The sequence below is a fragment of the Chryseobacterium vietnamense genome, assembly GCF_031454475.1.
GTDB classification, from domain to species: Bacteria; Bacteroidota; Bacteroidia; order Flavobacteriales; family Weeksellaceae; genus Chryseobacterium; species Chryseobacterium vietnamense.
Genome location: NZ_JAVDQX010000002.1, coordinates 920356 through 945684 on the forward strand (window position 1 = coordinate 920356; position 25329 = coordinate 945684).

The window sequence follows — 25329 nt, forward strand, 5'->3', positions numbered from 1 at the left end:
ATAATTTTTTCCCCTGACTTGCATTATCCCAAAACATATAAGCACAAAAAAACCTCTAAAATAAATTAGAGGTTTTAAAGTGGTTTCTCCAGGAATCGAACCAGGGACACATGGATTTTCAATCCATTGCTCTACCAACTGAGCTAAGAAACCATTTATGTTTTTGTTTATTACTTCGTTGTTTTAAAGTGATGCAAAAGTATAACATTTTATAATACCGCGCAAGTTTTTCAGTTAATTTTTTTGAATAAATGTGCTGGTACAGCTGGGTCATATCTTCAATTCATTGTTCATCAGTGTTTTGGTGTGTTTTATTTTTTTTCTGTTTTTTAGAATATAATTTTTCTAGAACCTTATTAAAAGATTTTCAGTGCTGATTTTTAAAATTTTCCTTAGAAACTATTGTGCTTACAGAGGATGAGCCAGATGATTTTTTCTATAGGGCTATTTTGAGAACCTATTGTTGCTTCTTTACATCATGTTAAACAGACAATAAAAATACTCCGATTTCAGTTGTAAATAGTAGCAAACACTTGATTTATAACAGATAATAAGCCTAACAAGTGTTAGTCGTACTATTACGACATTTTTTTAAATTTAATAATAAACTCTATTTGCTTTTTACAAATACATCTATATTTGGTGATATAGAAAACGAACAATCACAATATATTAACCATTAAAATTTACAATCATGGCAGAAAGAAATTCAAGAGGAATTTTAAAATTCAACAACGGTGAAGGACAAAAGCTGTTAAAGCTTAATTACAGCGTATCAAGATCTACAGACGTTTCAGGACGTGTAGCATCCGATCCTTCCAATGCTCTTATCAAAATCACAGTGGAAGCTACTGATAAATCAGACATCCTGGAAAGTTTACTGAACGGAAAATATAAGCCTACAGTAGGAGAGATCACTTTCAACAAATCTCACGAAGAAGGAACATTAACAACATTGAAGTGGAACAACGGGTATGTAATCCAGCATGAGGTAGATTTCGATGCTGTAGATGACAACAGTATGTATATCAGTTTTGTGGTAAGTGCAGAACAGATAGATCTGGGGAATTCTTCTTATTTCGGAGCATGGCCTTCTTAAGCTTATTCAGAATTTAAATATCAGGCAGAATAGTAGACCTATTCAAGGAACACTGTTCTGCTTTCTTTAACCTTACAGAACGACTGTTTATTCGAATAAAGTGCTGAAAAACATCTAATCACTATACTCAACAGTTCAAGCACTAAAAATGGACTTTTCATTTCAGATTTGAACATGAACCATAATGAATAAAAACAAAAAAACCTCTAAAATGAATTAGAGGTTTTAAAGTGGTTTCTCCAGGAATCGAACCAGGGACACATGGATTTTCAATCCATTGCTCTACCAACTGAGCTAAGAAACCATTATATTTTTGTTTAACTTACTTCGTTGTTTTAAAGTGATGCAAAAGTAGTAAGTTTTAATATACAAAGCAAGTATTCATCATACTTTTTTTGAATAAAGTTAAAAACTTACTGATTATCAGCCGGATTATTTTCCTGCTCTTTTCTGATCTGCTCGCTCATCTCTTCCAATACCGGTTTAATCGTGTTTTCCGGAAGATCACTGATTCGGATATACATCAAGCCGTCAATTGCATCATTGAAGTTAGGATCCACATTAAACGCAATTACTTTAGCGTTTTGCTTAATATATTTCTTGATCAGAACAGGAAGCCTCAATTCAGGTTCAAGATCATCAATAATCTTGTCCAGCTTATTCAAATCAGACTCCATTTCCTCAAAGAAAATGTTTTTATCCCTGTCACGAAGCTTTACTTTATATTCATTCCTTGGAGTGATATATTGAGCTACTGCAGAATCAAAATAATTAGAACGCATGAACTCAATCATCAGTGATTTTGAGAATTCCGAGAATTTGTTGGAGATACTCACACCACCCATCAGGAATTTATGGTCAGGATTTCTCAGGCATACGTGTACAATCCCTCTCCATAAAAGGAAGAGCGGAAGTGGCTTCTGCTGATATTCCTGGCAGATGTATGCACGCCCCATTTCAATCACCTTTTTGAAGAAAGGGTGAATGTCCTGCTCAAACTCAAATAAAGAGCTTGTATAAAAGCCTTTGATGCCATATTTCTTCATGACTTCTCTACCCAGTGCCATTCTGTAAGCACCGGCCAGTTTTTTCTCACCGTTGTCCCAAAGGAACAGGTGATGATAATGCTTGTCATACTCATCCAGGTCAAACGGAAGATTGCTTCCTTCCCCTACAGCACGGAAAGTAAGCTCTCTCTGACGTCCGATTTCCCTCATAATAGATGGGATTTCCTCGTAAGTCGTAAAGTAGATCTCATAATTTCCGTTACTGAAAAGCATTTTATCAGTTCCTCTCAGTTTATCAACATCCTTAATAATGTCTTCCAGAGGTGTTTCGTCAATAATGTTCTGAACAATATTTTCTTCCTTCAATAAAGGAAATTTGACAGATAAATTCTGAAGATTGATACTTTGGGCAAGAGATTTTCTTTTTTCATAATAAGATTTCATCATATAAACCTTACGTTTCAGAAACTCTCCCAATTCCTCAATTGTTTCCATATCATCCATTGCCTTTACGGTAATAGGACGTCCGATTCTGATTCTGATAGGTTTTTCCCTGTCATTCATCATTTCAGCAGGAAGCATCAGTGTTTGTAAATTCGGGTGAAGTTTAGCCACCTGATAAAAAAGTCTGCTGTTCTTAGCATGGAAATACATAGGAACTACAGGAACTTTAGCCATTCTGATAAGCTTAAGTGCCGTTTTTTCCCATTCTTTATCTAAAATTTCTCCGTAAGGATTGTTTTTGTTGGAAACTTCTCCTGCCGGGAAAATACCTACACAGCCTCCGTTTTGCAAATGCTTGAGGGTTTCACGCATTCCCGAAGAACTGCTGTAAGCTTCTTTTCTATTTTCAAAAGGATTTACAGCGATTACAAACGGTTCCATAGGTTTGATCTTTTCCAGAAGGAAATTTCCCATTACCTTGAAATCCGGACGAACCTCAGATAAGATCTTGCACATAAGAATCCCGTCAATAGCACCCAGTGGGTGGTTCGAAACCAGAATAAATGGCCCCGTTTTCGGAATCTTTGCCAGATCCTCTTCAAAAGCTACATAGCTTAGGTTTCTTTCTCTCACAAATGAGTCGAAAAAATCTTTGCCTTCCTTGTCTTTTAATTTATCGTATAATTTATTTACTTCGTTTATTTTAGCAATGCTCATCACAGCAGATGCTACCGGGTTCTTGAGGAACCCAAGTTTACTTAAGCCGGAAGCTTTGATCAGATCGTTTTTCGAAATTAAACTCATGTGTGTTTAGTCGCAATTAATATTATTGTGTTACCATTTGAAGAGTATTCTTGGAGATTTGTTCCAATAATACATTTTTTTCATGGTAAAATTTATCAATGTGATCCTTCTTCGCATTTCTTACTGTGAATAAAGATACATTTTTAATTGCTTCGGTTTTAAAAATTTTTTGAAGCTCATCATTGAGCTCATCAATATGATTAAATTTATCCTCAAGACACAATGCCAGAGAGATTGCAGAATTCTGCATCAGGGAAACTTTAATTTTGTATTTGGATAAATATCCAAAAATCAGGCTCATATGATCTTCTGCAATAAAAGAGAAGTCTCTGGTAGAGATTTTCAAAAGATCCTGGTTTTCTTTTAGAATATAAGATTCTTCCTGTTGATTTTTGTCAGAAGCACCTACTTTTGTTCCTTCTTTGGTAGGATCTACGAAAGATTTTACATAAAAAGGAATGTTTTTTTGCTGTAGGGGCTGTAATGTTTTCGGGTGAATAACACTTGCTCCGTAATAAGCCATTTCAATAGCTTCCTCATAAGAGATGTTGGAAAGAAGAGTTACATCATTGAACTTTCTGGGATCTCCTGTCATTACTCCAGGTACATCCTTCCAGATCGTCATTGCTTCAGCATTTAAGCAGTAAGCAAAAATAGCAGCAGAGTAGTCAGAACCTTCTCTTCCTAATGTTACCGTAAAATTATTGTCGTCAGAACCAATGAATCCTTGCGTTACATAGCAGATTTCCGGATTAAGATTGGAAATAAATTCTTCCGTTCTTGTCCAGTCTACCGTCCCTTCTCTGTAAGAATTATCTGTCTTTACGTAATCTCTGGCATCCAGCCATTGATTCGTAAATTGAATTTCATTCAGATACTCACTCACAATTTTAGTAGAAATCATTTCTCCACAGCTTACCACCTGATCGTATACGAAGTTGTAGTTAGGAGATTTGTTTCTTCTCAGGAAAGAATCAATGTCATCAAAGAAGAGATCGATTTCAGCAAAAACGGCATGATTTTCCGGAAAAAGTCCTTCCGCAATCTCCATGTGTTTTCGTTTTATCTTTTCAATTTCAGTTTGATAGTTATCCTTTTTGAAATAAAGTTCTACAACTTTTTCCAACTCATTGGTCGTTTTGCCCATTGCTGAAATGACTAGCAAGCATTTGGCAAATCCCTGGCTTTTTAGAACCATGGACACGTTTTTTACACTGTCTGCATCTTTTACCGATGCTCCACCAAACTTGAAAATTTTCATTAAATTGTTAAAAATAAAATTGTTAGATAAAAAATTGCATGAGCTTTTTACGGACGTCAAAATTATAAATTTACAACGAGATATGAAATAGCCTAGCGCGGAGATAGAATTAAGATTTCCTTAAAATCAACAAATAATGAAATAATTTAATTTTTTTGTGGCTCTGAGCCAACAAATTCGGGAGTACAATTTTCAATAAAGACCTGGAATTATATTGTTTTTCACTTGTATTGTGTTGACATACAGTGCTTAATCTCTTTTTTAATTAAATTTTCTTAATGCGATAAATTTTCCGAAATTTGGGCAAAACGTAAAAAGAAAAATATGTCAAATCAACCATTACAGACTTTAGGAGAATTTCTTATAGATAAACAGGACGATTTTCAGTATTCTACAGGTGAATTTTCTCGTCTTCTAAGTGCAATAAGATTGGCTTCGAAAGTGGTAAACAGAGAAGTAAATAAAGCCGGAATTGTAGATATTACAGGTGCTGCAGGAAACCAGAACATTCAGGGAGAAGAACAGCAGAAACTGGATGTGATTGCTAATGAAATTTTTATTACGGCTTTATCTCAGAGAGAGGTTGTTTGTGGTATTGCTTCTGAGGAAAATGATGACTTTATTGATATTAAATGTGGTGAAAACGGACATTTAAGCAAATATGTTGTATTGATTGATCCTTTGGACGGATCTTCTAATATTGATGTTAATGTTTCCGTAGGAACTATTTTCTCTATCTACAGAAGAGTTACAGAGCCGGGAACACCTGTACAGCTTGAAGACTTTTTACAGAAAGGGATCAATCAGATTGCTGCAGGATATGTTATTTACGGTTCGTCTACCATGATTGTTTACACAACAGGGAATGGAGTAAACGGATTCACATTAGACCCGTCTTTAGGAACATATTATCTTTCTCATCCTAACATGACTTTCCCAAAAACAGGTAAAATCTATTCCATTAATGAAGGAAACTATATCAAATTTCCTCAGGGAGTAAAAAATTATCTTAAATATTGTCAGATGGAAGAAGGTGACCGTCCTTACACTTCAAGATATATCGGTTCGTTAGTAGCAGATTTCCATAGAAACATGCTGAAAGGAGGAATCTATATCTATCCTTCTTATTCACAGGCTCCAAATGGAAAACTAAGATTATTATACGAATGTAATCCAATGGCATTCCTTGCTGAACAAGCCGGAGCAAAAGCAACAGACGGATTCAGAAGAATTCTGGAAATAGAACCTACAGAACTTCACCAGAGAATACCTTTCTTCTGCGGAAGTATTGAGATGGTAGAAAAAGCTGAAGAATTTATGCGTATTGACAGCGTGAAATAAATGGAAGCAACGTATTTACAATATTTATTACAATTTAAACGCCCGAGTGGAACATCTCGCGGCGTTTTGCTTGATAAAGAGACTTTTATTCTGACAATTTCCGAAGAAGGAAGAAAAGGAGTGGGGGAATGTGCAATCTTCAGAGGACTGAGTTTTGATGACAGACCTGATTATGAAGAAAAACTGCAATGGCTTTGTAAAAATATCAATCAGGACAGCGTTTTTTTAAAGGAGGAACTTAAAGAATTTCCTTCTATCTGGTTTGGATATGAACAGGCTATTCAGAATTTGAAATATGGAGACAGCCTTTATTTTCCCAGTGAATTTACCGAGGAAAAATCCGCTATTACCATCAACGGTCTGATATGGATGGGGGATGCTGCGTATATGGAAGAACAGATCCAGGAAAAACTGGATAAAGGATTTCACTGCATTAAATTAAAAATTGGTGTTGATTGGAAATCTGAGCATGTTATTCTTCAGAAATTAAGAGAAAAGTTTTCTAAAGATCAGCTCGAACTTCGTGTGGATGCTAACGGAGGATTCAGTAAAGAAGAAGCGTTACTTGTTTTACAACAGCTTGCAGATCTTCATATTCATTCTATTGAACAGCCTATCAAGGCCGGAAATTGGGATGATATGGCTGAGTTATGTTCGAAAACACCTACTCCGATTGCATTGGATGAAGAACTGATCGGAATTATTGATCCAGTGAAAAAGAAACAGCTTTTAGAAAAAATACAGCCTCAGTATATTATTTTGAAGCCTGCATTGGTAGGAGGTTTTTCAGGTTCAGATGAATGGATTTCTCTTGCTGAAAACCAGAATATCGGCTGGTGGATTACATCTGCTTTAGAAAGTAATATTGGTTTGAATGCCATTGCTCAATATACTTTTACCAAAAAAAATCCAATGCCTCAAGGTTTAGGCACTGGAGCTTTATTTGTAAATAATTTTGAATCCGATCTGGAGCTCAGAAATGAGCTGCTTTGGTTCAAAAAGTAAATGTTAGCAATTAATTAGCATAATGGTGGAGGTGAATCCGGGCAGGTAGTCTGACCACAATAGTCTGGTGCCCATGATCGGCAGCACATCGCAACCGGATTCCAGCTGTTGCATCCCAGAGGCGGTCTTCCTCCTTTGATGGTTTTCAATTCTCCTCTTTTGATTTTCTTTAAATTTTTCATGGTATAGATTTTGTTTGATTGGTAAGTAAATGTCGATAACTTTTTTGAATTATACAACATGTTGGGAATTATTTAATAATATTTAACAATTCCTCTGAAATATTTAGATAGTATTGAATATGAATTTGGTTGGTCTCAGTTTTTTAACCTGGCAATCCCTTCCTGTTCAGCGTATTTGAATTTTTTTAATCCGGTCTGTAGGAAGACCTGGCAGTTACGAATCGAATATTTTGTTGATTTAGAGGTTGTTACACAATTAAATCACATCTTTTACGAAAATAGCTTTCTTTATATAGTTCAATATATTAGAAAACCTTTTTTTAATCTGTCCCATAATTAAAAATTGTAATTCCCTAACAAATGAATTAGCAATCATTGTGCCATACTGATGTTTTTTAGCTAATTTTTAACGTATAATTCATTTTTCAGGGAGTATTTTAATTATTTGTTAAGAATTAATTGTGAAAATGTTTTCACTATCTTTAGACCTGTTAGTGATAAGATTTCTGTCAACCCCGTACAAATTTTGAAAGATATCTTTCTGTACCTGAGAGCTTGAGAGGTATCCCCAATGATTTCCTACTTCATATTTAAAGCTGTCAAGCAAATCATCTTTTACGAAAGTACAGTCAATAACAGACACAATATCTTTATAATGATCAATATCACTTGGTCCGTTTTTACCAAGCCTTGGGGTAAGAATATTTTTCGTAAACTGAGAAGCTCCCAGAATAATATCCTGTCTGTTTAAGTAAATGGAAATCCGGTTGGCTAATAAGGGTAGTTTATTAAATGAATTCTCCGAATCTTCAAATACTTTATAGCTCACATCAGCGTTCAGCAGGAGAACCTGGTCTATTACACGAAGAATATTTTCCCTTTTAAGGCTGTATAACATGCTTTGAAGCACTCTGTTTCCCATAGAGTGAGCCATAAGATGTATTCTTTGATTGCAGGGTGCAAGATCCCTGTTGGAAAAGATATCTTTTAAAAACTGAGTGTAGAAATAAAACAATCTCACCAGAGATGTTCCGGAATTGATGCTTGAAGCCTTATCATCAAAATAGCTCAGTGGGATCATACTGCCGGAGGCAGGCCAGCTTACAAATAAAATATGCTCTATAGGAGACGCGGGATTATCAATGAATATTTTCTTCAGATCGAGGATAGCCTTTAATTCGTCATCAAAATCATACAGATAACCATGGATGAATATCAGAACGTCACTTCTGTCTTTGGTAGAAGACATATTCTTGTACAGTTCATAAAACATTCGTTGGGTTCCGCCAAGATTATTGGCTGTAAGAGAGGATTTTTTAATTCCTTTTTCACTCAACAGAACATCTAAAACTTCTTCATAGCCCTGTTTTTCAGGTTCAGAAAAAAGCCTGTAATTTAAAATATTTCTGTTGGTATAGTCTTTTTTCTTTTTGACCTGTGCAGCAGGTTCTGTATCATCGTCAAAATCACATTTGGCGATCCTGAAATTAGGAATTGAGTATTCTTCATTGGAAAAAGAATCTACTCTTTCACCTTTATGTCTGATAATTTTCCGGTTGCTTAAGATATAAACTGCCATGACGGATAATGGGTTAAAATGGTACTAGCTTCCCGAAATTAGTGAAAATTATTGAAATACAACAGGTCAGGCTTTTAAATTACCACTTTTACAAAAGCTTATTTTTCCGTAACTTTGTGAAACTTTTTTTGCTAAAAAATAAAAGCTACTTTAATGGAAGAAGAAAAAAAATCACTCAATTTTATTGAGCAAATTATAGAAGATGATTTGGCAAACGGTCTGAAAAGAGATCAGATCCGTTTCCGTTTTCCACCTGAACCCAATGGTTATCTGCATGTAGGACACACTAAAGCGATCTGCATCAACTTTGGGCTGGGTGAAAAATACAATGCTCCCGTAAACCTTCGTTTCGACGATACGAATCCTGAAAAAGAAGAACAGGAATTTGTAGATTCTATCATGAAAGACGTTGAATGGCTGGGTTTCAAATGGGATAAAGTTTTGTACGCATCCGATTACTTCCAGCAGCTTTACGATTGGGCAGTTCAGTTAATTAAAGAAGGAAAAGCTTATGTAGATGAGCAGCCGTCTGAAGTGATTACGGAGCAAAGAAAAAATCCTGCAGAACCGGGAATTGAATCTCCATATAGAAATCGTCCTGTTGAAGAATCATTAGATTTATTCGAAAGAATGAAAAACGGAGAATTTGAAAGCGGTTCGATGTCTCTTCGTGCAAAAATCGACATGGTTTCGCCTAACATGAATATGCGTGACCCTGTGATGTACAGAATTTTGAATAAGCCTCACCACAGAACAGGTACAGCCTGGAAAATTTATCCGATGTACGACTGGGCTCATGGTGAATCCGATTATATAGAACAGGTTTCACATTCACTTTGTTCTCTGGAGTTTGAAAACCACAGACCATTGTACAACTGGTATCTGGATCAGGTGTATGAAGAAGGAAAGGTGAAAAACAAGCAGAGAGAATTTGCAAGGATGAATGTTTCCTATATGATTACTTCCAAAAGAAAGCTTCAGAGACTGGTAGCTGAAGGAGTTGTAACCGGATGGGATGATCCTAGAATGCCTACGATCTCAGGGATGAGAAGAAAAGGATTTACTCCTGTTTCTATCAGAAACTTTATTGAAAAAGTGGGAGTAGCGAAAAGAGAAAATCTTATTGAAATTCAGTTGCTTGATTTCTGTGTGCGCGAAGATCTGAATAAGGTTGCCAAGCGTGTGATGGCAGTTGTAGATCCCGTGAAATTAGTGATCGAAAACTATCCGGAAGACAAGGAAGAATGGTTAGAAACTGAAAATAACCCTGAACAGGAAAATGCAGGGACAAGAGAAGTACCATTTTCGAGAGAAATCTATATAGAACGTGAAGATTTCAAAGAAGAAGCTAACAATAAATTCTTCAGACTTAAATTAGGTGGAGAAGTTCGTTTAAAATCTGCGTACATCATCAAAGCTGAAAGAGTAGAGAAGGACGAAAATGGTGAGATTACAACGATCTACGCTACTTATGATGAGAAGAGTAAATCAGGCAGCGGAACAGAAGAAAGTTTAAGAAAAGTAAAAGGAACTTTACACTGGGTATCTGCGAAACATGCTATTCCTGTAGAAGTAAGAATCTACAACCAACTGTTTACAGTGGAACAACCTGATGCAGAAAAAGATGTAGATTTCTTAAACTTCATCAATCCTGAGTCTGTAACAACGGTAAAAGGATTTGCTGAACCAAGCCTGAAAGAAGTTGCTGTGGGAGAACCCTTACAGTTCCAAAGAATCGGATACTTTACAAAAGATCAGGATTCTACAGAAGATACGCTGGTATTTAACCGTACAGTAACACTGAAAGATTCTTATAAACCTGAATAATTTCAGAAATAAATAATAAACATAAAGCAGAACTTCATTGGGAGTTCTGCTTTTTTGTTTTTAATGGAAAACTAAGGTGCTAAGAATTTTATATATGGTGGATATTTAAGGCGCAGAGAAATCAAAGAGTTCCGGCAAGTGTAATATTTAATCAATCATCATTTTGATCACCAGGAATAAGATGCATGAAATTTTATCGGAGATAAAATCTTTGCGTCTTAAAACGGTTTAAAAAAATAAACTTGCGTCTTTGCGTTTTCCAACATACAATTTTATAAACGAAATCAGGACTCCAAATGAAGTCCTGATTTTATTTTATAGCTTAAAATTTGAAGTTCAGGATTCTATGTCAAAAAGTCTTTGTCCTGATAAGCAGGATTAGGATATTTGTAAAATCCTTCCCCTGTCAATACTCCCAGTTTTCCTTTATCAATAAATTCTTCTTTTAATTTTTCTACAGCTTTGATCTTTAATGGATCCTGAGTTTCTTCAGCTTCTATTTTATTGATATTATAAGCGGTTGTAATTCCTACAACATCCAGAATTCCAAACGGGCCGGTTGGTGCTCCGGTAGCAACCATCCAGGTCTTGTCGATTGTTTCTACATCTGCTACTTCATTCACCCAGAGACTGACTGCAGCGTCAAGCAGCGGCACCAATAATGAATTGACAATATATCCAGGTTGTTCCTTCTGGATAGGTAAGGCAACCATTCCAATATCTTTTGCAAATTTGATGACTGAATCAAATACTTCCTGAGAAGTGCCCGGATGGCGCATTACCTCTCCGGTATTATGCTTCCAGATTTCATTGGCAAAATGAAGGGCTACAAATTTGTCCGGTCTTCCTGTATCCTCAGCGAACTGACTTGGAAGCAGGGTGGAAGAATTCGTTGCAAATACTGTTTTTTCAGGGGCTACCTGAGCCAGTTTATGGTAGAATTCAGTTTTAATGGCTGGATCTTCAGGAACTGCTTCTATCAGAAGATCGGCATCTTTTACCGCTTCGGCAAGATCAGATGAATAGCTGATATTTTTAAAGGTGACATCAAGTTGTTCCTGTGTTGCCCCCAGGTCTTTTGTGTAAGCTTCACTTAAAGCGGTGAATTTACCTTTGGCTTTTTCCAATACTTCATCATTGATATCATATACGGTTACTTTGAAGCCATGATAGGCAGTCTGGAAGGCAATCTGATATCCTAATACACCACTTCCTGCTATCGTAATATTTTTAAAATCCATGAGATTTATATTTAGTCTTTTAATCTTTTACTCCTTTTACCCATTCCTGAAATCTGGTTAGGAAAGATTCATGTTCTTCTTTTTCTTCAGGACGGTTGACAAGGATATGTTCAAAATAAGTTCCTTTTAATATTTTTCTTAAAATTCCTTCACCTAAGAAAGGCTTATAGTCATTCAAAGCCTGAGTTGCTTTCAGTAGATGTCTGATGTCATACTGCAACGGATTGATGTCCGGAACCTGTTTATTAAGATTAAGAAGATTATAAACGGCTATTCTCGCACTTCTTACAGAACTTTCCATAGTGAAGACCACATCATTGTTGGTTTCTACAAACTGTCCTACAAGACCTAAGTTGGTACATCCTTCTGGAACGACTCTCGGACGGTCTCCCATCGCTCTCGGCATAAACATAGAAGTGATATAAGGCATGAATGCCGTACGTACAATGGTATTTTCTATCACATTATCCAGCTGGTCTTTTATTCCCAGATGATAACACAGCTCGGTCAGAATCTCGTTTCCGGTACACTGAGGCATTGTTTTTTTAATGTAATTACCTTCTTTATCCATCAGTAAAGCATATACCCAAACTACAAGGATGTCATCCGGCTGAGTAGGGAAGTGTGGCTGTCTGTTGCAGGTAAAACTCATTACCCAATTAGAGTCTGTAATGGTAATAATACCTCCTGTAGCTGTTCTTCCTGAATACGGATCATTCACACACAATTCTTTCAGTTTCTCTGTAAAAGCTGAAGGTCGACAGGTTAATGTAGCAGATTCCCATGAAGATTTTTCAATATGGCTACAGAATTTTTCAGGTTTCCCGAACACTTCGGATTTTGCTGCCAAATTTTTCCAAAGTTTCCATCCGGCACTTTGTCCTGCACTGCTGTTGTCTATCGTAACTTCAGGAACAGTTGTGTTGTCTCCGTAGAAAGTACTTTCGGTCATAGAACCGGTAGTTACGATAACATAATCATCTTTACCAATCGGTATTCTTACTTCCTCTCCATTTTGTTCAGTGATGATTCCTTCTACCGTTTTTCCTTCTGTATTGATATGAATATCAAGGTCTTTTACCAACGTGTTGAACTGAATCTGTACTCCTTTTTCTACCAGGAAGTTTTTTAATGGAGTTACATAGGTATCATACTGGTTATATTTTGGGAATACCAGACATGAGAAATCTTTCATTCCATCAATGGCATGAAGGAATCTGTGCATATACAGTTTCAGTTCCAGTAAGCTGTGCCAGTTTTCGAAGGCAAACATAGAACGCCAGAAGAACCAGAAATTACTGTTGAGGAAAGATTCAGAAAAATAATCTTCAATGGTAAGATCGTCCAGTTCTTCTTTTTTCTTTAACAGCAGTTTTACAATCGCTAGCTGATCTTTTTTCTCAAGTCCGAATTTGCTGAAATCCTTGATCTGTCCCTGATTGTGGATCAATCTTGCTTTGGAGTAATTCGGGTCGTTGTCATTAACAAGACGGTATTCATCCAATACACTGTAAGGCGCAGGAAGCTCCAAAGCTGGAATATCCTGGAACATATCCCATAAATTTTCATAGGTCATATCCATTTCTCTTCCTCCACGGATGATGTAACCGTCTTTTGCGTTACCGGCTCCATCCAGAGATCCGCCTTCAACATTCAGCTGATCAAGGAAAATAATATTTTTACCTGGTACACGGCCATCACGGATAAAATAATAAGCGGCAGACATCCCTGCAATTCCGCTTCCTACAATATAAATTTTACTGTTTTCATAAGATTGTAAGGGGATACCTTTATTACGTTGATAGTTTCCGATCTGATCGGAGAAAGGCATCGTTTTTTCAGGAGTGTTAATCTGAACTTCTTTACTTGAATCCGGTTCGTGGTTTACATTTCCAAACTGGTCAGAGGCTTTTAAAACTTTATCGAATTTTGAATTGATCGTACTCATCTTTTATTGTTTTTAATTAACAGTATAAAGGTACCTCTATTCAAAAAGCGATATATATCCCCAAGTTCAGAATTATTATCCCCAAATTCTCATAACTGAATATTTTCTTTCATTCTGTATTCTGATGGAGAAAGCGTAGTATGTTTTTTAAAGAAACGGCCGAAAGCCGAGGCGGAGTTAAATTGTAACCCGAATGCAATTTCAGAAATCGTCATATCCGGATTTCCGAGCATGACATAAGCTTCTTTCAGTAAAGCTTCATCAATAACCTCATGAGGAGTTTTTCCGCTTGCTTTTTTAATAATCTCAATGAGGTATTTATTGGAAACATGAAGTTGATCCGCATAAAACTGAACCATTCGCTCTCTGGTAATATTTTCTCTGATCAGTTGACCAAATTTAAGATAAAGGTCTTTTTTTCCTTCTTCTTTTTTATCGGGATTCGCGGCGTTTTCCTGTTCTATAATCTCAGCGGTCTCCAGCAACAGATTGAAAATAATGGTACGGATAATTTCTTCCGTAAACTTTCCTTCCTTTTGAGATTTTTTGTCAAGATAATCCAGAAGATTTTGCAGCAGTGACGAATTTGTTGCCGTAGTTTTGATGATGTTGTATGAACCTTTAGAGAAAAGGTTCATTTTTTCAATGATAAAAGGATTGGAAATATTTTTAATCAGAAAATTTTTGTCAAAGAACAACAGTTTCATTGTGAAATCATCACTGGTTTTTCCAAATTTTACAATTGTGGAAGGGGCTGCAATAAGAAAACAATGAACATCTACTTTATATTCCTGACGATCTATCTCAATACTGATTTCTCCGGCAGTACAGACACACAGAGCATAATAATCCATTCTGAAAGGAGCCTTTGGAAATTCAAAAATGGGTTTTCCTGAAGAAATGTAGTAGGATTGCCGGCAGTCAATACTGTAAAAAGATAGCGTATCATGTAAATTTTCGTAGGTTACCATTCTTCAGTATCGGTTAGATTTTTATTGTGTTTTTAAATGGTTTTAGTTTAAAAACCCTTATTGTTAATGCAATTTACGATTTTCACGAAAGTTTTTTCGTTTTTTGTGTGTTAAAAAATTATTTTTTTCAGGCTATCGATGTTATTCTGTTTTAATCGATGTTATTTATAAAAAAGAGGTTTAAATACAGGCTTTTGGGTTATTTTTATCTAATTTTGCACTTTCAAATTTCCCCAAAATATTATTGTGAGATTAATTAACGTATATACGAGTTCTTTCAAAGGACTCTCGCAGGAGAGTTGGATGCTGGCGTTGGTAATGCTCATCAACAGGGCCGGTTCTATGGTACTTCCGTTTCTGGGAGTTTATATGACGAATCATTTACATTTCAGTATTGAAAACTCCGGAATTGTACTGAGCTTTTTTGGAATAGGTTCGGTGATCGGATCATGGCTGGGAGGTATGATTACGGATAAAATAGGCGAATACAGAGTACAGAGTCTGAGCTTACTTCTTAGTGTTCCTTTGTTCTGTCTGATTCCGCTCTTTACGACGGAAGCTGGTCTGGCGGGAATTATTTTAGCGCAGAGTATTGTCAGTGAAACTTTCCGTCCGGCAAATTCGGTGGCGATTACCAAATATGCAAAACCTGAAAATATCACAAGAGCTTTCTCTCTGAACAGAATGGCGGTAAATCTTGGATTTTCTATCGGGCCCGCTTTGGGAGGTATTTTATCTGCTATTTCTTATGAGTTTCTGTTTTTCAGTAATGCGCTGGCTGCTTTGCTGGCAGGGCTGATGTATATCTGGTTTTTTAAAGACCGTGCAAGATTAGCTAAGCAACAGGCGAAAAAGGTAAAAGAAGCCATTGTTATTAAAAAAGAAAGCTCTCCATATCGTGATGGTAAGTTTTTGATTTACTGTGTATTCTGTATGTTGTTTTCTATATGTTTCTTCCAGTTGTTCAGTACGCTGACGATATTTTATAAAGATACGGCACATATGAGCCAGCAAAATATCGGGTATATTCTGGGATACAGCGGTTTCCTTATTGTGCTGCTTGAAATGGGACTGGTACAGATTGCTGAAAAGTATTTTACTTTAGCTTTTACCATGCTTATCGGGACTTTCCTGTGTGGAGTTTCTTATGCAATGCTGGCTTTCGATTATAGTATGATTACCCTTGTGCTGTCTATGACCTTACTTTGTGTAGGAGAAATATGGACGCTTCCTTTTATGTCAACCATTACCGCATTACGCTCAGGAGAGAATAATAAAGGTGCCTACATGGGGTTGAACGGAATGTCATTTTCCATTGCATTTATCATTACACCTTATATAGGAACACTGATTGCAGAAAAACTAGGATTCAGCACCCTTTGGATCGGAACTGGAGTATTGGCTGCAGTTATTGCCATCGGCTTTTACTTTATCATTCCGTGGATGCTTAAGGATAAAAATATAATTGAAGAAGATATTATATAATGCTTTTGATTCATGAATTTTAAAATAAAAGGCTTCGGGCAATTTCGTAGAAATTGCCCGAAGTCTTTTTAATATATATTAGTCCGTCTATGATTAAAATTTTGAAATAATCGAACTGATGATCATATTCGCATGAATCCTGGAGTTTTCAATAAACCAGAGATGAGTATCTTTTCCTCCACACACCACTCCCGCAAGATAGAGATTGGGAATATTGGTTTCCATTGTTTCAGGATTGTAAAATGGGTTCAGGCAATCTCCGTTGAGTTCAATACCAGAATTTCTCAGGAAATCAAAATCCGGAAGATAACCCGTCATAGCCAATACGAAATCATTGTCAATTTCGTGTGTTTCTCCTTTCTCATCTTTAAAAACAACAGAATTTTCTTTAATTTCGATCATTTCTGCATTAAAATGAGCCTTAATGCTGCCTTCTGCAATTCTGTTTTCTATATCCGGTTTTACCCAATATTTTACACTTTTGGAAATCTCAGCATGACGGATAATCATTGTAACTTCAGCTCCTTTCCGATACGTTTCCAACGCTGCATCTACAGCAGAATTACTGCATCCTACCACAACAATTTTCTGTCTTGCGTAAGGGTAAGGTTCCGTATAATAATGTTTAACTTTCGGAAGATTTTCACCGGGAATATTCATCAGGTTTGGAATATCATAGAATCCGGTAGCAATAACTACATTTTTAGCCTGATAGATTGCTTTGGCGGTTTTGATCTCAAATATTTCATCCCTTTTAGAAACATTCAGAACTTTTTCATAGAGATTGATTTTCAGATTTTTTTGTCTGGCAATGCCCTGATAGTATTCCAGTGCTTCCTGTCTTCCCGGTTTTGGAGCGGTAGAAATAAACGGAACTTCATCAATCTCCAGCTTTTCCGCAGTGGAGAAAAAACGCATGTATAAAGGATAATTGTACAGTGAATTGACAATAGTTCCTTTTTCTATGATTGCATGACTAAGATTGTTTTTTTGAGCTTCAAGGGCGCAGTTCAAACCGATGGGTCCGGCCCCGATAATGAGAATATCCAATATTTCCATCTAACAAATGTACGATGTAATTTTTAAAATGAGAAGCTATAACTCATGAACTCTCATAGTCTTTATCTCTTTACATCATTTACCACTTGGCATCAGTTTTGGTGTTTTTTACGAATTGCTAAATATAAAATATGAAAAAATTACTTATTCCATTGGCTGTTTTGGTTCTGGCTGTAGCCTGTAAAAAAGAGGCAGGAAAACCTGTTCCCAATGTGATAGATTCCATTGCACAAAATAAAACAGACAGTGCAGGCACCGTTCAGAATAATGACAATAAAGAAGCTGTTTTAAAGCAGACAAATGATGAGGTTTTGAAATCACTTAAGACTAAAGATTATACTACCTTTACTTCTTTGATTCATCCCGAAAAAGGAATTCGTTTTTCAATGTATGCTTTTGTTAATGTAAAGGAAGATAAACATTTTTCCAAAGCAGATTTTGAAAAATATCAGCCTACAAAAACTTTGTTTACCTGGGGAGCACAAGATGGTTCAGGCGATCCGTATAAAGCAACGATCAATGATTATCTTGGAAAATGGGTGTTTTCTAAGGATTTTACAGTTTCCCAATATTCATTAAATAAATTTATCGGAGGAGGAAATTCCCTGAATAATTTAAAGGAGATTTATCCAAAAGCTGATTTCACAGAAAACTATATCAAAGGAACTGAAAAATCCGGTGAAATGGATTGGAAAACAGTTCGTTTTGTGTTTGAAGAATTTCAGGGTAAATATTATCTGATTGCTGTAGTGAATGACCAGTGGACGATATAGAGGTTTAAAGTTAAAAGTTAAAAGTTAGAAGCAGGGAAATGGAATAAACTTCCAGCTTCCGGCCTCTAACTTCCTTTCTTTTTTTTATTTCAAAACTTCAGTCAGTTGTTGGGTAAGATTTTTTCTTGAAAAGCGTTCAATATGCTGAGTGTTTTCTACCAGGCTGCCATTTTTCCACAGCTCAAATTTTTCAAGAATAAATTTCTTGACAGTTTCTGTATCCTGATAACTGAAATGTTTTCCTGCCTGGGTTTCTTCCAGAATTTTTGCAACATCAGCTCTATCCGGACCGAATGACAGGATCTGTTTTCCTGAAGCGAGATATTCAAATATTTTTCCAGGGATAATTCCTTTTGAAGATTCGCTCGGGAAATTGGTAATAAGAAGCAAATCTGAGCTCTGCATTTCTTCTACAGCTTTCCCATGAGCAAGATATCCGAGATTCAGGATATGGTTTTTCAGACTTGAATTTTCGATAGCCTGAAGGATTTTATCATCGATTCTTCCTACAAATTTCAACTTAAAATCAGTTGCAAATTCAGCATTTTCTTTCACCAGTTCGTCGAGTGCTTTCCAAAGATTCTCAGGATTTCTGAGTTGTTCCAAAACACCGATATAACTTAAGGTAAATGCTTGACTTATTTGTCCTTTTACATTATTATCAGAATCACTCTCATCAAATCCGTTCGTAATACAAACCGCATTGGCTCCTGCTTTCCTGAAGTTTTCCGCATCAGTATAACTTGTAGCCAGCGTGATATCCGCATTTTTAAATACAGCACTTTCCAGCTGGCGGTGTTTTTTATCTGAACTTTTGGTTAATTTCAGGTGTTTATAATAGGAAATTTCTGTCCATGGATCTCGGAAATCGGCAATCCATTTCAAATCCGGCATTTTATTTTTAAGCCCTAAACCAATCAAATGGAGAGAGTGGGGTGGGCCGGAAGTAACGATTGTGTCTATCGAATTTTCTTTCAGGTATTTTTCCAGAAACTTAACAGAAGGTTTTACCCAGAAAACTCTGGCATCAGGAATGAAAAAATTACCCCTTACCCAGATCGAAAGTCTGGATTTCCAGCTCTGATTTTTTCCTACATCAAATTGTCCGGCTTTAAATTTTTTATTGCTCTTATTCAGTTTTTCAGCCAGCTGATAAGGTTCCCAGATTGTAGTTCTTACCATCTCAATATTTTCCGGAACATCTTTCATCAACGTTTCGTCCAGCAATGGATAACTGGGATTTTCCGGGGTATAGATGATCGGTTTCCAGCCGAAATCCGGCAGATATTTTGCAAACTTCAGCCATCTTTGAACACCAGGACCTCCCGCAGGAGGCCAGTAATAGGTGATAATCAATATTTTCTTTTGTTCCATTTATTTACTTAATGGTCTTTGTCATTCTGAATGACATCATAGGTAATATTATATTATTTAAGCTTTTTGTTCAGCTACAATCTCTTTTTTCTTGTTCTTATTCATCCAGAAAATTCCAAATGCTGCCAACAGGATAAATAATCCAAATGAAAGAAGCGAAAGCCATTTCCCTTTTTCAATCACTTCCGGTTCAAAAACCATTCTGATATGGTGGTTTCCTGCCGGAACATGTACGGCACGAAGTAAATAATCTGCTTTGATATATGGAACTTCTTTCTCGTCTACCAGTACTTTCCATCCGTGAGGATAATACACTTCAGAGAATACAGCCAATTGTGGAGTTTTAGACTGAGATTTAAATTCAAGTTCGTTTGGCTGGTATTTCGTAAGAGTGATAAATGCTGTAGAATCTGCCTGAACTGGTTTATTGTCAAAATATGATTTGTCAGATGAAGCAATGACAGCTGTTTTTTTGTTGTCGATAGTTCCGATAGATTTAATTTCCTGATTAGGAGTATCTACAAATTTTAAATCACTTACAAACCATGCATTTCCATTGGCTTTTGGATTAGGGACAACCTGTGGCTGCTCTGGCCCTCCGAAAACCATGTACTTGGCATTTAATAAGTTTAAGATATTAGGTGTTTTTACACTGTCTACATTATTGATGTATTCATTCAGTACATCGTCATATCTTCTTAGTTTTACAGCATGGTAACCACCGATAGAAGCTTTAAAATAAGAGGTGTTGGTTTCACTGGTTACACCCAGTGTCTGGTTGTAAATTCGGTAGTGTGTTTTGTCTTTTTCTGCAATCGTTTCCAATGTTTTATTGATATTGACATTGGATAAAATAGATTCCAGATTTGGGTTTCCCTGTACTTTTTCAGCCAGCAGATCTGAGCTTTCGGTCTGGAAAGGATTTTCGGCAAAGATTTTATCTACATAATTTTCGTCATTTAAATAACGCTTGTTGACGGACCAAAGATCAAATAAACTTACAAGTCCAATCACTACCAAAGCAATATTCTGATTAAGCTTTTTCTTTAAAGTTAAGAATAACGCAGCTGCAGTAATTGCTACATAAATGAATGCTTTTATCGCATCTACCCTGAACAATTTATATCTCTCATCTACAAGATAATCGAGTAGGAAAGGAGGGAAATAAGTCTTTTCGTTTTCTGTTGCAAAGCCTAATAAAGATTTTCCAAAGATTAAAAGAATCAATAAAAATCCTAATGTTCCACCTCCCACATAAAGAAGGATTTTTTGTTTGTATTCTTCAGTCAGCTTTTCGTCTGTAAAGAATCTGTATAATCCCAGAATAGCAATTAACGGGAATAATAATTCTACTACCACTAAGATTGAAGAAGGAGCCCTGAATTTATTATAGAACGGTACATAATCAATAAAGAAATCCGATAATGGCATGAAGTTACTTCCCCAGGCCAGCAAAATAGTCAGGATGGAAGCACCTAAAATCCAGTAACGGTATTTTTTTGAAGCAAAAAAGAATCCTAATAAGGCAAGGAAACATACGATAGCTCCCTGATAGGCTGGTCCTGAAGTTCCTGGCTGGTCTCCCCAATAGGTTACCCCGCTGAAACCTTTGGAAATTCTATCCATTTCAGCCTGTGAACCTACATTTTCCTGAACCAGTTCCTGAACTCTGTTCATGATTTCTTTTCCTTCAGGTTCCTGACTTCCACCACCCATTAATCTTGGGATGAAAAGGTTTAAAGTTTCCAGTTGCCCATAGCTCCACATCAGCATACTTTCTTTATCCATTCCTGATTTACCTGAAGTATGGCTGTCGTTATCTAAAATCTGCTTTCCACGAACCGTTTCTTTTACGTATTCAGAATTGGCCATGATTCTTTGTGAATTCATTCCAACCCCAATAACACATGATGCTGCGATAATTCCTGACGAAATAAGAAAATGCTTCATTGGTGTCTTTTTCTGGATCGCTCTGATCAGTTCAGAAAGGAATAAGAATCCTAAAGCAAGAAACAGATAATAGGTCATCTGAGGATGGTTCGCAGCAATTTGAAGGCCCATAAAAAGGGTCGTGACAATGAACCCCCAGATATATTGTTTTCTGATATACACCAGTAAAATTCCGGCCAGCAGTGGTGCAAAGTATTCAATGGTATTTACTTTACCATTATGTCCGGCCGCAATAATGATATAAAAATAGGTGGAAAGCCCGAAGAAAGTGGCTCCCAAAAGAGCGTATTTCCAGTTTCTGACCACTACCATTCCCAAAAGGAAAAAACCTGCAAATAGCAGGAAGAGATAATTAACCGGCCTTGGCAGGAAATTCAGATTGCTGTCGATTTTTTTGATGATATCACCTTTGAACTGGCTTCCCATCTGATAAGTCGGCATTCCCCCAAACATGGAGTCACTCCAATAGGTTTCATTTCCGGTATTGGCTCTATAGTCAAGCAGTTCTTTTGCACCTCCTCGGTACTGCACAATGTCGTGCTGAAAAAGTTGTTTTCCTGAAAATACAGGAGTGGAATATAAAAATGCTAAAACTATAAATACTACTAATGAAATTGCAATATAAATTAAGTTTTTATTTTTTGCCATGCTGGTTATTATCTTTTATTTCTTGGAATTTTTACCTTTTGTCATTACTCTCTTTCACCTCCTCATAGTCAACAGTTTCTGCATCCCAGTTAAGGTTCTGTTGGTTATTCTTATTCGAGTTTTGTAGGTCCTGCTGTCTGTTATTCTGGTTATCATTATTGAAACGATAGCTATAAAATGTCTTAAAGAAAATTCTTTTCAGAATGTTCCAGACAAAGAAAATAATAATGGCAGTGAGTACTAACTCAAGAATGTACTTCATAATTTAAAAAATTTAAGGTTCAGGGTTTAAAAATGATATGATAAACCCTGAATGTTTACTTCAGTTATTTAGCAGATGGATTTACCATTACCGAAGAATTGGAAACGCTCTTCATAGACTGAGATTGTTTTCCATCTGAAATGGTTTCTATCTGAGTTGTTTTTACGTTGATATTCTGGTTGGTAATCCATCCTGTGCTTTCGTCAAACTTAATGGTTCCGTTCTGAACCAGTTCACTGCTCAGGCTGTGTGTGATAGGCCCCTGAGCTTTCTTCTCTGTTTTCTTTGGAATACCTCCGGTTACTGCAATTTCTGCCGCTCCGTTTCCTAAGCTTTTCAGTACATAATTCGATGTTACTTTTACGCTTCCGCTCGCATCAGCATTCTCAGAAGTTGACCACTTTTCTCCCATTTTCACTCCTTTTTTAGGAATGATCATCAGATTTTTGTGAAACTGATCTTTCAGAACTTTTTCATTGAATGATTGCTTAAGGCTGGCTACTACACTGGCTTTTTCGTTGGCGTCTTTGATCAGTGTACCCACAGCGTTACCTACTTTTGTGTAAACAGCATCAAATCCTGTAATAGAAATCACATTCCCTTTCGTATCCATCTTCATCTGAAGTTTGTTTCCGGTAAGTGCTTTGTTTACATTCCAGATCATTTTAAGGTCATCTTCTTTAGGAAGAGGAAGCTTGGTGTCTACTACTACCGTTTTTCCCTGTGCAGACTGAGAATTTCTCTTGGCAACAAGGTTAAGAGTCATTTCATACACATTTCCTTTAATGTCATCCACTACAAAATTCATTTCATCTGTAGATTCGCTGGTTGCAGTGATAGATTTTCCCTGAGGATCTGTCATTGTTTTTACATCTCTCTGATAAGTGGTAAGAGGATATGTCTTTCCTTTTTCTAATTTGAAAGTCTGTGTGATAACTCCCGCAGAATCTTTGATGGCCGGGTTTTCTGAAACTTTTGCTACAGAATCAGCAGGAACTTCCACTGTTACTGTTTTTCCGGTTTTAGGATCTACTTTCGTTATTTTTGCTGTTTCTTTTTTACAAGATACAAGAGCTATTGATGATATAAGCGCAAGCGCTGCAATGTTCTTCATTCGATTTTTAACTTTATTTTTTACTACTATTTCTTAATAAATTATCTGCAATATCATGCAGTTTCCCCTGAGATTCTCCATCTGATTCATTAGAAAGTATGACTACTCCCATATTTTTTGACGGATAAATCTGAAGCACACTTGAAAAGCCAAATGTACCTCCGGTATGATAAACGGCTTGGCCTCCGTCTTTATAGGTATGCAATCTCCAATACAATCCAATAGCATCTCCCTCACTTTTTACAAGAGGAGTATGGGATATTTTTACATATTTATTATTCTCATCCAGATGATACTGCATGTATTTCACAAGGTCTTCCGTAGTGGATATTATTCCTCCGGCAGGCGCAAAGATGGTTGTGAAATTTCTGGGCATTACCTTTCCTTTTTCGTTATAACAAGTCAATAGCTGTGCAGAATTCGTACCAAGAATGGTCTGATTCATTTTCAGAGGTTTTGTAATATACTCTGAAAGCAGTTCTCCATAGCTTTTATGATATACTTTTTCAAGGATATCCCCGGTAAGTTGTGTTCCTACATTGGAATATTTATAGTCTGTTCCCGGAACAAAATCTACTTTTGCCTGATGAAGATCTTCATAAAACTTCTTTTTTGAATAGTTTTTATAAAAATCAGCTAATGCCATGGCAACAGAGTCCATTGGTTTTTTGAATGTTTCAGACTGATCCGGCAAAAACTGAGGTAATCCTGATGAATGATTGGTAAGATTACCAATTGTTACAGGATGCTTTTCAAATTCAAGATTGGGATATTTCCCATCCAGATATTTTCGGATATCATCATCCATTTTAATTTTACCATCCACTAAAGCATGAGCCAGAAGTGTCCCGGTAAAGGTCTTGGTAATGGAAGCAATCTCATACAAACTTTTGGAAGTTGGAAGTTCTGATTTTCCTCTTTCCGTAGTGCCATAATTATAGAAATAGCTTTTACCATCTTTAAAAATACCTATAGAAAGTCCTACGCGTGCAGGATTCTGCATATAAGTGAGAGCTTCTTTCTGAACCATCTTATCAAGGTCGGTCGTAAGGCGGTTATCTGTTGCTACTTTTTTTGCCTGTGCATTAAAAACTAACGGGACAAAAAATAATGGTAAAAGTGACTGTATTTTCATGGTTTAAGGATTTGGTATCACGGTCATTTTCTGTCTTACCGCCTCATACAAAATCGCTCCACATGCTACAGAAACATTCAGAGATTGAGTTTTTCCTTCAATAGGAAGTTTTATTTTTTCATCAGCATGATGCAATACTTCTTTAGAAATTCCGGTTTCTTCATTTCCCATAACAATTGCACATGGTTCTGTAAGGTTGACATCATAAATCAACTTCTGAGCTTTTTCACTGGCTGCATATACAGAAATTCCACTTTGCTGAAGGAAATCTACAGCATGAGCCAGGTTGTTTTCCTTACATATTTTAATATTGTAAATAGCCCCTGCAGAGGTTTTTATAGCATCAGAGTTAATAGGAGCGGCTCCCTTTTCCGGAATGATGATAGCATCCACACCTACGCATTCTGCTGTTCTGCAGATCGCTCCGAAGTTTCTTACATCTGTAAGTCTGTCCAGAATCAAAAGAAAAGGAGTTTTTCCCTGTTCGAATAATTGTGGAACAATATCCTCCACTTTATGAAACGGTACATCCGAAATAAAAGCCACCACACCCTGGTGGTTTTTTCTTGTAAAACGGTTCAGTTTTTCAACCGGAACATAATTGGGACGGATTTTATTTTTCGCTAAAATGGCTTTTAATTCAGCATAAATAGGGCCCTGAAGTGCATTCTGCACAAAGACCTTGTCAATCGTTTTTCCCGCTTCAATTGCTTCAATCACGGGACGCAGCCCGAAAATAAAATCGTCTTTCATTGAAAATTTATTATATAGTTATAGAGTGAATTGTCAATTGAGAATTTTACGCTGTAAGTCAATTCTG

The 25329-nt window shown here is 36.4% G+C and carries 20 protein-coding genes and 2 tRNA genes; 6 read left to right on the forward strand and 16 right to left on the reverse strand.

Features of this window, described 5'->3' with window-relative positions; all coding sequences use genetic code 11:
* Positions 1 to 80: 80 nt before the first annotated feature.
* Positions 81 to 153: transfer RNA gene (locus tag J2786_RS13450), tRNA-Phe, on the reverse strand.
* Positions 154 to 694: 541 nt separating this feature from the next.
* Here J2786_RS13450 and tssD point away from each other — a divergent pair.
* Positions 695 to 1099, forward strand: a complete 405-nt coding sequence (gene tssD, locus J2786_RS13455; RefSeq protein ID WP_047434135.1) for a type VI secretion system tube protein TssD — start codon at positions 695 to 697, stop codon at positions 1097 to 1099.
* A gap of 231 nt (positions 1100 to 1330) precedes the next feature.
* Here the strand turns inward: tssD and J2786_RS13460 are convergent.
* The 3 genes from J2786_RS13460 to J2786_RS13470 form a co-directional block, all read right to left on the reverse strand.
* Positions 1331 to 1403: transfer RNA gene (locus J2786_RS13460), tRNA-Phe, on the reverse strand.
* Positions 1404 to 1512: 109 nt separating this feature from the next.
* A complete protein-coding gene (locus tag J2786_RS13465; protein ID WP_047434134.1) occupies positions 1513 to 3354 on the reverse strand; it encodes a bifunctional lysophospholipid acyltransferase family protein/GNAT family N-acetyltransferase in 1842 nt (613 codons plus the stop codon).
* 22 nt (positions 3355 to 3376) lie between these two features.
* Positions 3377 to 4615: an aspartate kinase gene (locus J2786_RS13470; protein ID WP_047434132.1), complete on the reverse strand. Its 1239-nt coding sequence runs from the start codon at positions 4613 to 4615 to the stop codon at positions 3377 to 3379.
* A gap of 324 nt (positions 4616 to 4939) precedes the next feature.
* Here J2786_RS13470 and fbp point away from each other — a divergent pair, with 324 nt between their 5' ends.
* Together fbp and menC are read left to right on the forward strand one after the other, a co-directional pair.
* Entirely contained in the window at positions 4940 to 5956 is a 1017-nt protein-coding gene (fbp, locus tag J2786_RS13475; RefSeq protein WP_047434129.1) for a class 1 fructose-bisphosphatase, read from the forward strand.
* Positions 5957 to 6961, forward strand: coding sequence for an o-succinylbenzoate synthase (gene menC / locus J2786_RS13480; RefSeq protein ID WP_047434126.1), 1005 nt, complete (start codon positions 5957 to 5959; stop codon positions 6959 to 6961).
* Between the two features lie 14 nt (positions 6962 to 6975).
* Here menC and J2786_RS13485 read toward each other — a convergent pair whose 3' ends face one another.
* Together J2786_RS13485 and J2786_RS13490 are read right to left on the reverse strand one after the other, a co-directional pair.
* Positions 6976 to 7143, reverse strand: a complete 168-nt coding sequence (locus J2786_RS13485; RefSeq protein WP_156121559.1) for a bacteriocin-like protein — start codon at positions 7141 to 7143, stop codon at positions 6976 to 6978.
* Positions 7144 to 7591: 448 nt separating this feature from the next.
* Positions 7592 to 8722 (reverse strand): alpha/beta hydrolase, encoded by a 1131-nt coding sequence (locus J2786_RS13490; RefSeq protein ID WP_047434124.1) that lies wholly within the window; start codon positions 8720 to 8722, stop codon positions 7592 to 7594.
* Positions 8723 to 8875: 153 nt separating this feature from the next.
* Here J2786_RS13490 and J2786_RS13495 point away from each other — a divergent pair, with 153 nt between their 5' ends.
* Positions 8876 to 10549 (forward strand): glutamine--tRNA ligase/YqeY domain fusion protein, encoded by a 1674-nt coding sequence (locus J2786_RS13495; protein WP_047434121.1) that lies wholly within the window; start codon positions 8876 to 8878, stop codon positions 10547 to 10549.
* Positions 10550 to 10893: 344 nt separating this feature from the next.
* Here J2786_RS13495 and J2786_RS13500 read toward each other — a convergent pair whose 3' ends face one another.
* The 3 genes from J2786_RS13500 to J2786_RS13510 all read right to left on the reverse strand — a co-directional run bounded on the left by J2786_RS13500 (position 10894) and on the right by J2786_RS13510 (position 14709).
* A complete protein-coding gene (locus tag J2786_RS13500) occupies positions 10894 to 11790 on the reverse strand; it encodes a 3-hydroxyacyl-CoA dehydrogenase (RefSeq protein ID WP_047434120.1) in 897 nt (298 codons plus the stop codon).
* 19 nt (positions 11791 to 11809) lie between these two features.
* Positions 11810 to 13738, reverse strand: coding sequence for an oleate hydratase (locus tag J2786_RS13505; protein ID WP_047434117.1), 1929 nt, complete (start codon positions 13736 to 13738; stop codon positions 11810 to 11812).
* An 89-nt stretch (positions 13739 to 13827) separates the two neighbouring features.
* The gene (locus J2786_RS13510) at positions 13828 to 14709 is read right to left on the reverse strand and encodes an AraC family transcriptional regulator (RefSeq protein ID WP_047434114.1); all 882 of its coding nucleotides are present in this window, start codon (positions 14707 to 14709) and stop codon (positions 13828 to 13830) included.
* A 303-nt stretch (positions 14710 to 15012) separates the two neighbouring features.
* Between J2786_RS13510 and J2786_RS13515 the strand changes: the two genes are divergently transcribed.
* A complete protein-coding gene (locus J2786_RS13515) occupies positions 15013 to 16194 on the forward strand; it encodes an MFS transporter (protein ID WP_082002018.1) in 1182 nt (393 codons plus the stop codon).
* Positions 16195 to 16287: 93 nt separating this feature from the next.
* Here J2786_RS13515 and J2786_RS13520 read toward each other — a convergent pair whose 3' ends face one another.
* Positions 16288 to 17253: a YpdA family putative bacillithiol disulfide reductase gene (locus J2786_RS13520; protein ID WP_047434110.1), complete on the reverse strand. Its 966-nt coding sequence runs from the start codon at positions 17251 to 17253 to the stop codon at positions 16288 to 16290.
* 131 nt (positions 17254 to 17384) lie between these two features.
* Here J2786_RS13520 and J2786_RS13525 point away from each other — a divergent pair, with 131 nt between their 5' ends.
* Positions 17385 to 18026, forward strand: coding sequence for a hypothetical protein (locus J2786_RS13525; RefSeq protein ID WP_047434107.1), 642 nt, complete (start codon positions 17385 to 17387; stop codon positions 18024 to 18026).
* A gap of 84 nt (positions 18027 to 18110) precedes the next feature.
* Here J2786_RS13525 and J2786_RS13530 read toward each other — a convergent pair whose 3' ends face one another.
* The 6 genes from J2786_RS13530 to rlmB form a co-directional block, all read right to left on the reverse strand.
* Positions 18111 to 19400, reverse strand: a complete 1290-nt coding sequence (locus J2786_RS13530; RefSeq protein WP_047434104.1) for a glycosyltransferase family protein — start codon at positions 19398 to 19400, stop codon at positions 18111 to 18113.
* 57 nt (positions 19401 to 19457) lie between these two features.
* The gene (locus J2786_RS13535) at positions 19458 to 21998 is read right to left on the reverse strand and encodes a YfhO family protein (protein ID WP_047434101.1); all 2541 of its coding nucleotides are present in this window, start codon (positions 21996 to 21998) and stop codon (positions 19458 to 19460) included.
* A gap of 31 nt (positions 21999 to 22029) precedes the next feature.
* Complete coding sequence (locus tag J2786_RS13540) at positions 22030 to 22260, reverse strand: hypothetical protein (protein ID WP_047434099.1); 231 nt, start codon at positions 22258 to 22260, stop codon at positions 22030 to 22032.
* 64 nt (positions 22261 to 22324) lie between these two features.
* Positions 22325 to 23374 (reverse strand): DUF6263 family protein, encoded by a 1050-nt coding sequence (locus tag J2786_RS13545; protein WP_047434097.1) that lies wholly within the window; start codon positions 23372 to 23374, stop codon positions 22325 to 22327.
* A gap of 13 nt (positions 23375 to 23387) precedes the next feature.
* A complete protein-coding gene (locus tag J2786_RS13550) occupies positions 23388 to 24509 on the reverse strand; it encodes a serine hydrolase domain-containing protein (protein WP_047434096.1) in 1122 nt (373 codons plus the stop codon).
* A gap of 3 nt (positions 24510 to 24512) precedes the next feature.
* Positions 24513 to 25262 carry a 23S rRNA (guanosine(2251)-2'-O)-methyltransferase RlmB gene (gene rlmB, locus J2786_RS13555; RefSeq protein WP_047434093.1) on the reverse strand — a complete coding sequence of 250 codons (750 nt, stop codon included), beginning with the start codon at positions 25260 to 25262 and terminating at the stop codon, positions 24513 to 24515.
* Positions 25263 to 25329 lie beyond the last annotated feature (67 nt).